The following is a 13373-nucleotide window of genomic DNA, read 5'->3' as shown; positions in this document are numbered from 1 at the left end:
ACGGATCATTAAAGTGAGCGCGACGAAAAAGCTTTTTGTGAAGACCTATGGCTGCCAGATGAATGTCTATGACAGCCAGCGCATGCAAGATGTGCTGGCCCCGCTGGGCTATGAGCCGGTCGACGAGGCCGCCGGTGCGGATATGGTTATCCTCAATACCTGCCATATTCGTGAAAAAGCCGCCGAAAAGGTTTTTTCCGATCTGGGCCGGATCCGCAAACATAAAAAAGCCAAGGAAGCCAACGGGATCGATAAGATGATCGTCGCCGTCGCCGGGTGTGTTGCCCAGGCCGAGGGTGCCGAACTGATGCGTCGTGAACCGATTGTCGATATGGTTTTCGGGCCGCAAACCTATCATCGCCTGCCCGAAATGGTGGCGCGTGCCAACCGTGCCATTGGCAATGACCGGATCATTGATACCGATTTCCCGGTCGAGGAAAAATTCGACCATTTGCCCGCCCAGGTTTCCAAGCGCGGATATTCGGCCTTTATCGCCATTCAGGAAGGCTGTGACAAATTTTGCACCTTCTGTGTGGTGCCCTATACCCGCGGCGCGGAATATTCGCGCCCGGGCATGGATATTATCACCGAAACCCGCCAGATTGTGGCGCATGGTACGTGTGAAATTACCTTGCTGGGGCAAAATGTGAATGCCTATCACGGTGCCGGACCGGACGGTGATGAATGGACATTAGGGCGCTTGCTGCGCGAATTGTCCGAGATCGACGGGCTGGAACGCATTCGTTATATTACATCGCATCCGCGCGATGTGGATGACGACCTGATTTTTGCCCATCGCGATTTGCCCAAGGTGATGCCGTTTTTGCACTTGCCGGTTCAGTCAGGATCGAACCGTATTTTGCAGGCCATGAACCGCAAGCACGACCGCGAAACCTATTTCGACATTGTCAAACGCTTCCGCGAAGCCCAGCCCGATCTGGCGTTGTCGTCCGACTTTATTGTCGGGTTTCCCGGCGAGTCGGAAAAGGATTTCGAAGATACGCTGGATCTGGTGCGCCAGGTCGGCTTCATCCAGACTTTCAGCTTTAAATACAGCCCCCGTCCCGGCACACCGGCGTCAGCCATGGAATTGCAGGTACCCGAGGAGGTCAAGGCGGACCGTCTGGCCCGGTTGCAGGACCTGCTGGCTGAACAGCAGCTGGCCTTTAACCAAAGCTGCGTTGGCCGCGAAATGGATGTGCTGCTGGACCGGATTGGCAAGTTTGAAGGCCAGATTGTGGGGCGCAGCCCCTATATGCAGCCGGTTCATGTGGACGGCCTGACGAAGGCCGATCTGGGCCGTGTCGTGCGTTTGAAAATTACAGCTGCCAAGCCGTTCTCCCTGGCGGGGGAACTGGTAGAAGATGGCAGTTCGGAAAGGAATGTTGCGTGAGTGCTACCACTGAAAAGGCCAAGAGCCCGATCAAGAAACAAAAACAGACTCCGCTTGATACTGATCAGATAGAATTTGGCGATAACGCCCTGTCCCAGCTGCTTTACGGGCCACAGGCGCAAAATCTGGTGCGTCTTGCCGAAGGGACCGGTACCGAAATTTCCAGCCGGGGATCGATTGTTGTTGTGCGCGGTGCGCCGCAAAAGGTCAGCCAGGCGAAAACGGTTTTATCGCAGCTTTATGCCCGTTTGCGCGATCACGAAATTGACCGGGTTGATGTTGAAACGGTCGATGCTGCCATTCGGCTGTCCGAACCCGATGAAGGCAACCCGTGGGATGATCCTGCCGCCCCGACAGCCAATATGTTTGGCGGCTCGGAACTGGTGATTCAGACCAAAAAACGTCGCATTTCGCCGCGATCCAAACGCCAGAAAGATTATGTGAAAGCCATGCTGGAACATGAACTGGTGTTTGGCATTGGCCCGGCGGGCACAGGCAAGACCTATCTTGCGGTGGCGATGGCGGTACAGATGCTGACCCAGGGCCAGGTCGACCGTATTGTTCTGTCGCGCCCGGCGGTTGAAGCCGGTGAACATCTGGGCTTTTTGCCAGGTGATTTGAAAGACAAGGTCGATCCCTATTTGCGCCCGCTTTATGATGCGTTGCACGACACCCTGCCAGGGGATGTTGTGATCAAGCGCATGGAACGCGGTGAAATTGAAGTCGCCCCGCTGGCGTTTATGCGCGGGCGGACCTTGTCGCATGCCTTTGTTATTCTTGATGAGGCCCAAAATACCACCCCGATGCAGATGAAAATGTTCCTGACCCGGCTGGGCGAAGGATCACGCATGGTGGTAACGGGCGATATTACCCAGATCGATTTGCCCTCCGGGGTGAAATCGGGTTTGCGCGATGCGATGGAAACGCTTGATACGGTTGAAGGGGTTGGCCGGGTGAAGTTTGACCAGCGCGATGTGGTGCGCCATGCCATGGTGACCCGCATTGTGCAGGCCTATGACGAGGCCGATGCCCTGCGCGAACGCATTGGTAAAAGTTATCGTCAGGGACATGGTGACCGCGAAGTGCGCGAAAAGGCCGGTGATGACAGCACAGCTTGATCTCGATGTTGCCATCGAGGCGGGCGACTGGTCCGATGACGAGGCCATCGCCATTCGTGGTGCCGTAGAAGCCGCATTGGTCGCCGCCGCCCATGACGGTGCGCTGTGGGACGAGGACGACGAAAAATCGTTGCTGGATCAGGTGATGATGATTGAAATCAGCGTTACCCTGACCGACGATGCCAGTGTGCGTGTGCTAAACCGCGATTATCGCGGCAAGGATGCGCCGACCAATGTGTTGTCCTTTGCCGCCCTTGAAAGTGATGACGGGGCCAGCGAATTTGATATGGCCCCCGATATGCCGTTAATGCTGGGGGATATTTTAATTGCCCGGGAAACTTGCCAGCGCGAAGCGGCCGAGCAAAACAAGCCGCTTTTGCATCATCTGATACATTTATCGGCACATGGCACACTTCATCTTGTCGGTTATGATCATATGGTTGATGATGAAGCCGAACATATGGAGCAATTGGAGCGCCATATTCTTGCCGGGATGGGAATAGATGATCCCTATGCCCCAATCGAAGATCAGGATGTCGAAACAGGACAATGAACGACATAAGTGAACGTGACGAAGATAAGGACAGTATCACGCCCCGCTTTGGCGGGGAGTTGCAGGAAGAAGCAGATGGTGCCTCGTTTTGGGGAAATGTCGCCTCTGCCATGGGATTGCGCAAGACGCGGTCTCGCAACGGCGAAGCGTCGCTAAGCGATACCCTTGAAGAACTGGCGGAGCGAACCGAAGAAGACGACGAACCGGTTTCGCTGCATGAACGTTCCCTGTTTGAAAACATCATCGCGCTGCGCGATATGACCGCCGAGGACGTTATGATCCCGCGGGCCGATATTGTGGCGGTGCCAAAAAAAATCACCTTGCCCGACCTGGTGACCGAAATGGTGACCAAGGCGCATTCACGTTTGCCGGTTTATGGCGATACGCTCGATGATATTGCCGGTATGGTCCATATCAAGGATGTGCTGGCGTGCCATGCGGCGGGGCGGGAATATCGGCTTAGTGCGCTTTTGCGTCGGGTTCTGTTTGTTTCCCCGGCGATCCGTGTTTTGGACCTGCTGTCGGAAATGCGGCTGTCGCGCACGCATATGGCGCTGGTGGTCGATGAATTTGGCGGCATTGACGGTTTGATCACCATCGAGGATCTGGTCGAGGAAATTGTCGGCGAGATTGATGATGAACATGACATTGACCAGACGCCGAAACTGATCCGGCTTTCGGATGGCTGTTTTGTGGCCGATGCGCGCTATGAAGTCGAGGATCTTGAGGAAAAGCTGGGCTTTGGCCTGCTAGATGATGAAGAAGACGAGGATATTGATACGCTGGGCGGGTTGGTGTTTTCGCTGGCCGGGCGGGTTCCGGCGCGCGGCGAATTGATTGAACATCCGTTAGGCTTGCAGTTTGAAGTGCTTGATGCCGATCCGCGCCGGGTGCGCCGGGTACGCATTCACTTGCACCGTCCCGATCCTTCCCAGCCGGGAGGGGAAATTTCGCAGGAAATCCCAAAATGATTGATCGCTTGGCCAAACGTCTGGCTGGCATGGATGGCTGGCCACGGCGTTTGACGTGGCTTTTCGCGGGGGCGGCAGCAGTTTTGGCTTTGCCGCCTTTCTTTTTAATTCCTGCGTTGCCATTGGGCTTTGCGGTTCTGTTATGGTCGCTTGACGGGGTTAAAACCCGCAAAAGCGCGCTTGCGGCGGGCTGGTGGTTTGGTACCGGGCATTTTGCCGTCGGGTTTTACTGGATCGCGCATGCGTTTCTGGTTCAGCCCGAGATTTATGGCTGGATGATCCCCTTTGCCCTGTTGGGGCTGGCGGGCGGGCTGGCGCTTTTTCCGATGATTGCGGTATGGGCCAGTTGGCAATTGGGTCACGGGCGGATAGCACGGGCCTTTTTGCTGGCGTCCTTCTGGGCGATTGCCGAGTTTGCCCGTGGTCATGTGCTGACCGGTTTTCCGTGGAATTTGCTTGGCCATGTCTGGGCGATTGACCCCGCCCCGATGCAACTGGCATCGGTGATCGGGGTGTACGGATTAAGTGCGGTTACGGCGCTGTTTGCGACCCTGCCTGCCCTGTGGATTGCCGGACGCCCGGGCAAGGTTCTAGCCGTGTGCGGGGTTTTGATTGCGGCAGGTTTGTGGGGCGGCGGCGCGTGGCATTTGGCCGGCTTGCCGGCGGCCGATGTAACCCTTGCCGATGCCCCGGCGGACGCACCGATTTTGCAAATTGTGCAACCCAATATTCCCCAGTCGGAAAAATGGGAAAAATCCCTGCAAGACCAGCATTTTCGAAAATTGCTTTCGATGTCGCGGCGTCCGGCTGATCTGCCGCTCGGGCGCAAACGCATCGTGATCTGGCCGGAAACAGCGGCGACATTTTTTGTTGAAACCGATCCCGGTCGTCGGGCGATGATGGCCGACATACTGGGGCCGGGCGATATTTTGATTACCGGCGCGCCACGGACCTTTCCGCGTGACAGTGACGAATTTCAGGTCTGGAATTCGGTGCAGGTCATTAATGACCAGGGCCGTATTGTTGCAACCTTCGACAAGTTCCACCTGGTGCCGTTCGGGGAATATGTTCCTTTTCGCGCGATCCTGCCGTTTCCCAAGCTGACAGCCGGTCGCACCGACTTTTCGTCGGGACACGGGGCAGCAACCTTGCATGTAAAGAATATCCCGTCGTTTTCGCCGTTAGTATGTTATGAAATTATTTTCCCCGGTGCTGTGACCGACGACAATGACCGCCCGTCCTGGTTGTTAAATGTAACCAATGATGGCTGGTTTGGACATAGTGCGGGGCCTTATCAGCATTTGGCTGCGGCCCGTTACCGTGCGGTTGAAGAAGGTGTTCCGCTGGTTCGGGCGGCCTATACTGGCGTATCGGCTGTTTTTGATTCCTATGGCCGTAAACAGGCTATACTCCCCCTAACCAAACAGGGAATTCTCATAACTCCCCTTTTGGATGGTAAAAACCATACTACGGTATATTATTTGTGGCGCGATATACCATTTTACGGTATTGTGTTGCTAGTGTTCGTTCTCGTATTGGGATATCAGCGGTTTCGCAAATCCCTCGGAACGGAAAAATAGTTTACCGGACCGCCCCAAAAGTGTCCCCCATAAGAATAGGGCGGCAGGTCGGAGTTTAAGAAGGACAAGACGATGTCGCCGAAGGATGACAGTGTGATGGTTGTAAAGAATACCCGCGGTCGTGGCCGTGGCCGCACGGCCACCGGAAAACCGAACCCTGTGGATATTCATGTTGGGGCCCGGGTGCGTTTGCGCCGGACTTTGCTGGGTATGAGCCAGGAAAAACTGGGTGAGGCCATTGGCCTGACCTTTCAGCAGGTACAAAAATACGAACGTGGTGCCAACCGTGTGGGTGCATCGCGCCTGTATGATTTGTCGCGTGTGCTTGAAGTGCCGGTTTCGTTCTTTTTTGACGATATGCCGGATGCGATTTCAACGAAATCGGTTCACGAGCGTCGCGAAATGTCGGAAAGCCCGGATCCGTTTGATAACGATCCGATGAACCGTCGCGAAACCCTGGAACTGGTGCGTGCCTATTATCGCATTACTGATCCGGTTCAGCGCAAACGTGTTTTCGAGCTGGTTAAAGCCATGGGTATCGTTGTGGCTCCTGATGAGAGCGGCAGCAAAGACCCGGCAAAGTGACGTAACTACGTCTGGCGACGTTGGAACTGACACGATCTTTAAACGCATTCGGGCAATTTTCCGGATGCGTTTTTTTATGCAAGCCATTGCGCCTTGGGCATAAACGACTTACTTCCGGTTTTGGAAATGATCGTTGTTTGATATTTTTCTGACCCTTTGGACGTAAAATGCTTGGGTGATTTCCTGTGATGGGATATGACATGTTGATGACGTGGACGGATTTGGACCGCTTGCCACCACGTAAAAAAAGGCTAAGTGGGCGCTGATCGATACGTTCGTATCACGGCCCTCCGGTCCAGTTTTTGGAAACTCCCTTTTCACCGGAGAAGGTTTTATATGTCTCATAAAGAATATCTGTTTACGAGCGAATCCGTGTCGGAAGGTCATCCTGACAAGGTTTGTGATCGTATTTCCGACTCGATCGTTGATGCCTTTCTGGCGGCCGACCCTGATGCCCGCGTGGCGGTGGAAACGCTGGCAACCACCAACCGCGTGGTCCTTGCTGGCGAAGTTCGTGGTCCGTCCAGTGTTGCCAATGACCAAACCATGATTGACGCCGCACGCGAAGCCATTCGCGCCATTGGTTATGATCAGGAAGGCTTTAGCTGGAAAACCGCTGAAATCTCGTGTCACGTTCACGAACAGTCGGTTGATATTGCCCAGGGTGTTGATTCCAGGGACAATAAAGACCTTGGCGCTGGCGACCAGGGCATTATGTTCGGTTATGCCTGTGATGAAACCGACGAACTGATGCCCGCCCCGATCCAGTTTTCGCACCGGATTTTGCGCCACATGGCCGAAGATCGTCATTCTGGCAAATCAGCCGTTTTTGGCCCCGACGCCAAAAGCCAGGTTACCTTGCGCTATGTCGATGGCAAGCCGGTTGGCGCAACATCGGTTGTGGTGTCAACCCAGCATCATGATGGCTATAGCCAGGATGATGTCCGGGCTGCCGTATTGCCCTATATCGCGCAAGCCTTGCCCGAGGGCTGGTTGCCGCCGGAAGATGAAATCTACATCAACCCGACGGGCCGTTTTGTCATTGGCGGGCCGGATGGCGATGCCGGTGTAACCGGGCGCAAGATCATTGTTGATACGTATGGCGGGGCGGCCCCGCATGGCGGCGGTGCTTTTTCGGGCAAAGACCCGACGAAGGTTGACCGTTCGGCAGCATATGCCGCGCGCTATTTGGCGAAAAACGTTGTTGCAGCGGGCCTTGCCAGCAAATGCACCTTGCAGGTTGCCTATGCGATTGGTGTTTCAAAGCCGTTATCATTATATGTTAACACGCATGAAACCGGTGACGTTGACGAAGTGAAACTGGCCAGGGTTCTGCGCGAACTGATGGATCTGAGCCCGCGTGGCATTCGTGAACACCTTAATCTGTGTGCGCCGATTTACACGCCAACCTCGGCTTATGGTCATTTTGGCCGCCAGCCGGAAGAAGGCGGGTTCTTCTCGTGGGAAAAGACCGATCTGGTGGGCGAACTCAAATCTGCTTTTGGTGCTTAATATTGCCAAAGCGGCCTGATTAGGTGATTTGCCAAAACCATCAGACATGTTATGAGGCGGGCGGCCTAGCAGGGCCGCCCGTTTTGCATTTTTAATTGCCAGATAAGTCATGCGTAGCAACAGACCGATCCCGACACCAGACCGCCCGAATTTTTATGGCCGCCGTGGCAGCCGCCCGCCGAAGGCATCGCGCCAGACGCTGATGGATGATTTGTTGCCCAAACTGGCAATCGAATATCCCGAGCAGGCAGGTGTTGACCCGCAGTCATACTTTGCCCCGGATCGATCTCAGCTGTGGCTGGAAATCGGTTTTGGCGGCGGTGAACATCTGGCAGGCCAGGCGGAAGCCAACCCCGATGTTGGTATTATTGGCTGTGAACCTTATATGGATGGTGTCGGCAGCCTGATCCGCCATATTGGCAACCGGCAATTGCAAAATGTGCGCGTGGTACCCGATGATTCGCGCCCGCTTTTGTATAAATTGCGCGATGCCTGTTTTGACCGGGTGTTTTTGCTGTTTCCTGATCCGTGGCCGAAAAAGCGCCATGCCGAACGCCGGTTTGTCGGGCCGAAAAACCTCGCCTTGCTGGCGCGGTTGTTAAAAGATGGCGGTGAATTTCGGGTTGCCAGCGATGATATGCAATATATTTCCTGGACGCTGCAGCATTTGCATAATCACCCCGATTTTGAATGGCTGGCCGAAAGCCCCGATGACTGGCGTATCCCGCCGCAAGACTGGGTTAAAACCCGTTACGAGCAAAAGGCGCTGCGTCAGGGCAAAAAATGCAATTATTTGCGCTTTTGCCGTAAAAATCGCTCAGTCCCTGACGCTTAACGACCCCACCGTTACCGTTCCAGTCCGGTTTATATCACGCCGTCCCCCAAGCCCTTTGTGACACGCAAGGGGCTTTTGGTTTTGAGAATGTGGGATACGTCCGGTTTTGGTGCCTGACCATCGCCGGGCATTGTGAGCCCTGCGAAACCAGCGCGGTCTTTTGTGGGAAAACAACATTACCGTGCCGGTAGGGCCAAGTTTTTATTGAGAATGAGTTTCATATGCGATATCTGTTTTGGATCGCTGATATGACATTACCGCGTTGTTCCGGATTATAAAGCCGGAACGCCTGAACGCGGGTTCGTTTCAAAGGTCAGGCTCGTGACCCATTGGGATATCAATCAACTGTTCCGGCAATATCAGGTGCGCTTGCGGCATTTTGTGCAGAAACGCAAGCTGGCCTGGTACACAGCAGATGACATTGTCCAGGATACGTTCCTGCGTGTTGTCACCACGCCTTCATTGCCCGATGTCAAATATGCGCAGGCTTATTTGTATCGCACGGCGCAAAATCTGGTAATTGACCATTTCCGTCGCGAACGGATTTTAAGGTTTGTCCCGGATTCGGAAAAAAGCCTGGAATTTGTGGCCAGTGATGCCCCCCTGCCCGACCAGATTGTGTGGTCGCGCCAGGAATTGCGCCAATTGCAAAATGCCCTGAACGCCTTGCCCGCCCCCTTGCGTGATGTTTTCATCCTCGCCCGGCTGGAGGGGCAAACTTATGTCGAGATTGGCGAAAAACTGGGGATTCCGCCGCAAACCGCCTTTAGCCGCATGGTGCGTGCCTTAACCCTGGTTAAGGAAGCAACCGACATGGGCGAAAAAAACTGATTTTTTGATCAGATATCAGACATGCCGGTTCGTCATATAAAAGTGACCCGGTGTATTTGCGCGCATGCGCATATTGCGGCGGCTTTTATTTTGCAAAGCGGAACAGCCAGATCATGGATTCAAGCGACGTCATCGCGAAAAATCAACATGGAAGCAGTGCATTGGAACAGGCGATTTACTGGTTCGCGCTGTTGCTTGATGGGACCGAGTCCGAACATGACCGCGAGAATTTCGCCTGCTGGATCGCGTCTGACCCGGCACATCATCGCGCCTTTCTGGAGATAGAGCATCTGTGGACCGGGACTTCCAGCCTGAATTTGGCCCATCAGAATTTGGGCGCACATAACAAGACAGGGCGACGGGCTTTTCTCGGTGCCGGGTTGGCGGCTGTGCTTGTCGGGGCTGCGGGCTGGTATGGCGATGTTTTGCCCCATCATCCCTTTGCCGATTTTCGCACTGTCAAAGGTACGCGGCGCAAAATTACAGTAATGGACGGCGTGCAGGCCGAACTGGCAAGCCAGTCGTCATTGTCCCTTGTGACGGATGACAGGGGGGCGAGCGGGGTCGCATTGCATGAAGGCGAAGTGTTTTTTGCGCATGATGGGCGCAGGCGTGATTTTTTCGTCAGCACAGCCAGTGGCATTGTGCGCCCGGTTGCCGCGGCACAGTTTGATGTCACCTGTTATGACGGGCAAAGCGAAATCATTACGCAAACCGGTTCCGTTGATGTTGAAACGGACCAAAGCACCCGCAATGTTACCGGCGGTAATGGCATTTCCTGTGACAATGGCGTGTTGGGCACACCTTACGAGGTCGATCTGGCAATGCGGCTGGCTTGGCGAAAAGGTCGGCTGGTTTTTGTCGGCGACCCGCTGGAAAAAGTCGCAAATGTGCTGCAACGCTGGCATCCGGGACGGATTATTGTTTTGGGTGATGCCCTAAAACAGCGGCCCGTGACGCTGGTGGTTAACCTAAATCGTACATCCGATGTTTTACCGCTGGTGGGTAAAGTGTTGTCGATCGAGGTCGATCAGATTGGCGATTATCTGACCATTTTGCGTGACGCCTGATGGATCGGCAAAGCCGTGCGAATGAAGGTTCTGGCCCGATATTTTTGATGATAATAAAAATTATTCGCAAAAAATGATAATCCCGTCGGATATTCCTCGTACTGACCCGTCTTACTGAGTAGATCGCGATAATGCGATGCATTTGCATGATGTGCTTGGGAGACAATGAGAATGGATTTTGTGGGGGCCGGAGCCGTGCTGTCTTTACCCGGGGTAAAGAGCGTGCGCCGGAAAAAACAGTTTTCTTCAACCGCGATTGTGGCAACGGCTTTATCGGGATGTTTGCTGGCCATGGTGCCAGCACCTGTGCTGGCGGGGTCGCGCGGTGACGGCATGACAGCCACAGCGGTTGAACTGGCACAAAGTGCAGATTTAGGCCGAACTTACTATTTTGATATTCCGGCAGAAAAGCTGGCATCAGCACTGGTCAAATATTCGCAGATTTCCGGGATTGATGTGGTGGTGGATGGCACTTTGCCTGCCAGTCATGTCATCGCTGCTGTTAAAGGTGAAATGACGGCAACTGGCGCGCTTGATCTGATGCTTGCCGGAAGTGATCTGAGCTGGCAGCCCCTTGATGGTAAAACCGTTTCCATTGTTGCTGCAAGAACCGATCCGTCTTCAAGTAACGTTACAACCGCCCCCATCACGATCATTTCCCGAGCGAGCGACAATATTGGATATGAGGGCAATCCCGACTGGGTTTATGAGACGCCGGGTTCGGTCTCGGTCATCAGCCAGGAAAATATGCGCAAAACGCCGGGTCGGGATGCATCGGATATTTTTAACTCGATAACAGGTGTTGATGTTGCGGGTAATAGGCAGCAGCCGGGATTGTCTGTAAACGTGCGCGGGCAGCAAGATCAGGGGCGGGTTAATATGAACATTGATGGCGCGCGCCAGAACTTCAGTCAGTCAGGTCACGGTGTCGTCAACAGAATGTATGTTGATACCGCATTACTTGCGGATGTTACTGTTGAAAAAAGCGACATGTCTGGCGTTGGCGGAGCCGGAACATCCGGGGGGATTGTAACCATGCGGACCCTGAATACTGACGATATCCTTGATGCAGACGAAAATGTCGGCGGGAAAGTCAATTTGTCGCGTGGGACCAACGCATATAGTTTTGCTGGTGATGCAGCCATTGCTGCCAGGATCTCGCCGAAATTGGATGTTGCAGCGGCCTTTAGTCGAAAGCTGGTTGGCGAATATAAGGGCGGAAAGAATAATCCGGGATTGTATATCGATAATTCGGACGACCTCGTTGAAGCGAATGGCCAAAATCAGCAATATACAGGTCAACGGCAATCCTCCGGCCTGTTGAAAGCAAATCTCGCCCTGTCAGAAGATCAGGAATTAAATCTTGGTTATGTCGGCTTTACGACAAAGTTTGGCAAAGCGACTGGCGAAGACGCCCAGTACAACGACTTTGATGAAGCGACTTCTCATACGGTAACGGCAAAACATTCCTGGAACCCGGATACAGACCTGATTGATTTGAAAACCGGTCTTTGGTGGACGCAGACCGAGAATAAACAATTTCGGCCCGCACGTTACTCGTCTAGTGGCAGTGTTACGACTGATGCGTTTAATACTAAATACAAGATAGATACCTATGGATTTGATGCGGCTAATAAAAGTTCATTTTATCTTGATGAACTGATGACACAGGACAGTATCTTCAGCCTTGATTACGGGGTTGAAACTTTCCAGGACAAAACCAAAACCCGGTCGGAAACGCTGGGCCTTGGAGGTAATGGGGAAGGGTTTGAACTTGAAGGGTCGACGCCAAGTGGCCAACGCGACGTTCAAGGGGCTTTTTTAGATGGAACGTTTGATTGGGGTGATTTGGTCCAGTTTAAAGGAGGGATAAGATATGACCGTTTCCAGCTCGACGGCGATTCCTATTGGTGCGAACAATATAACGCGGCCAATAAGTGCGAAGACGGGGGGACGCCGCTCGACATTGACCTTTCCGGACATAAGATTTCCCCTTCTGTAAGTCTGGGGCTGTCACCTCTCAATGGAATTCAGTTTTTTGGTGCCTATCGTCAGGCTTTTCGGCCTCCGACAATTATGGAGGGCATGGTCAAGGGGCGGCATGTTGCTGGCGTACCCGTTCCATTTTATGCAAATCCTGATCTTGAACCTGAGGAATCGTTCACGACCGAGTTCGGCGTCAATTTGAAATTTGATGATGTGTTGACAAAGAACGATGGATTCCGGGCAAAGCTCTCTCATTATCGGACAAAAATTGACAATTATATTGTCTCGGCAGCTGTTGCGCAGCCGACACCCCAATCTTTTGGCCCACCGATTTTGGGTTGGACGCTTGCAGCACAGGCGGAGTCTTATGTGAATTTGGAGGATCCGGTTTACATTTCCGGCACTGAACTGGAATTGGGATATGACGCCGAGAAATTCTACATTTCCGGGGCAATGTCATTCACCGATACTGACCTCGAAGGAAATTACGATCCTGTTATTCATCCTTTGGTCGCTTTGCCGTCTTCTCCGACTAATGGAAATGGGTTACCTGCTAGCTGGGGTAAGGCAGGCGGGTTAATGACCGTTTATACATTGCCCAAACGAAAATATACGCTCGATAGCGGTGTACGTCTGTTTGATCAGGATCTGATACTGGGCGTACGGGCGACATTTGTATATCCGGAAGACAATATTACAGGAACTTCGGGTGATGACGCACAAAGTATCCTCCGCTATCGCACATACGATCTGTACAGTTCGTACGAGCTTAATCGGAATCTCAAATTCAGATTTGCAGTTAATAACGTGACGGATGAAGCATATGTCGACGCGCTTGGGGGCCTTACTTTGGCGCCGGGGCGGACAGCGATCATGACTTTAAGCGGTAATTTCTAATTTAAAATCGTCATTGTCAGGTCTTGTATCAGGCTGGGAGAA

At 53.4% G+C, this 13373-nt stretch carries 11 protein-coding genes; all 11 read left to right on the top strand.

Annotation, left to right across the window (positions count from 1 at the left end; all coding sequences use genetic code 11):
- The first annotated feature begins 13 nt into the window (after positions 1-13).
- The 11 genes from miaB to TMES_RS00415 all read left to right on the top strand — a co-directional run bounded on the left by miaB (position 14) and on the right by TMES_RS00415 (position 13331).
- Positions 14-1393 carry a tRNA (N6-isopentenyl adenosine(37)-C2)-methylthiotransferase MiaB gene (miaB, locus tag TMES_RS00465; protein ID WP_281253439.1) on the top strand — a complete coding sequence of 460 codons (1380 nt, stop codon included), beginning with the start codon at positions 14-16 and terminating at the stop codon, positions 1391-1393.
- Entirely contained in the window at positions 1390-2511 is a 1122-nt protein-coding gene (locus tag TMES_RS00460; protein ID WP_143589492.1) for a PhoH family protein, read from the top strand. Before miaB ends, TMES_RS00460 begins: the two co-directional genes overlap by 4 nt.
- Entirely contained in the window at positions 2495-3064 is a 570-nt protein-coding gene (gene ybeY / locus TMES_RS00455) for an rRNA maturation RNase YbeY (protein WP_085578400.1), read from the top strand. The genes TMES_RS00460 and ybeY overlap by 17 nt, the downstream gene beginning before the upstream one ends.
- On the top strand, positions 3061-4035 hold the full coding sequence (locus TMES_RS00450; RefSeq protein WP_085578398.1) for a hemolysin family protein: 975 nt from the start codon (positions 3061-3063) through the stop codon (positions 4033-4035). The genes ybeY and TMES_RS00450 overlap by 4 nt, the downstream gene beginning before the upstream one ends.
- Positions 4032-5615: an apolipoprotein N-acyltransferase gene (gene lnt, locus TMES_RS00445; protein ID WP_085578396.1), complete on the top strand. Its 1584-nt coding sequence runs from the start codon at positions 4032-4034 to the stop codon at positions 5613-5615. Before TMES_RS00450 ends, lnt begins: the two co-directional genes overlap by 4 nt.
- Before the next feature lie 72 nt (positions 5616-5687).
- Positions 5688-6200, top strand: coding sequence for a helix-turn-helix domain-containing protein (locus TMES_RS00440; protein WP_425444034.1), 513 nt, complete (start codon positions 5688-5690; stop codon positions 6198-6200).
- Between the two features lie 336 nt (positions 6201-6536).
- Positions 6537-7712 carry a methionine adenosyltransferase gene (gene metK / locus TMES_RS00435; RefSeq protein ID WP_085578394.1) on the top strand — a complete coding sequence of 392 codons (1176 nt, stop codon included), beginning with the start codon at positions 6537-6539 and terminating at the stop codon, positions 7710-7712.
- Between the two features lie 109 nt (positions 7713-7821).
- On the top strand, positions 7822-8547 hold the full coding sequence (gene trmB, locus TMES_RS00430; protein ID WP_085578392.1) for a tRNA (guanosine(46)-N7)-methyltransferase TrmB: 726 nt from the start codon (positions 7822-7824) through the stop codon (positions 8545-8547).
- A 321-nt stretch (positions 8548-8868) separates the two neighbouring features.
- A complete protein-coding gene (locus TMES_RS00425) occupies positions 8869-9378 on the top strand; it encodes an RNA polymerase sigma factor (RefSeq protein ID WP_245835139.1) in 510 nt (169 codons plus the stop codon).
- 113 nt (positions 9379-9491) lie between these two features.
- On the top strand, positions 9492-10448 hold the full coding sequence (locus TMES_RS00420; protein WP_085579715.1) for a FecR family protein: 957 nt from the start codon (positions 9492-9494) through the stop codon (positions 10446-10448).
- Positions 10449-10619: 171 nt separating this feature from the next.
- Positions 10620-13331 carry a TonB-dependent receptor gene (locus TMES_RS00415; protein WP_085578390.1) on the top strand — a complete coding sequence of 904 codons (2712 nt, stop codon included), beginning with the start codon at positions 10620-10622 and terminating at the stop codon, positions 13329-13331.
- Positions 13332-13373: the final 42 nt, after the last annotated feature.

The sequence above is a fragment of the Thalassospira mesophila genome (assembly GCF_002115755.1).
In the GTDB taxonomy this organism is placed as follows: domain Bacteria; phylum Pseudomonadota; class Alphaproteobacteria; order Rhodospirillales; family Thalassospiraceae; genus Thalassospira; species Thalassospira mesophila.
This window is presented reverse-complemented; position numbering and strand designations above follow the sequence as displayed.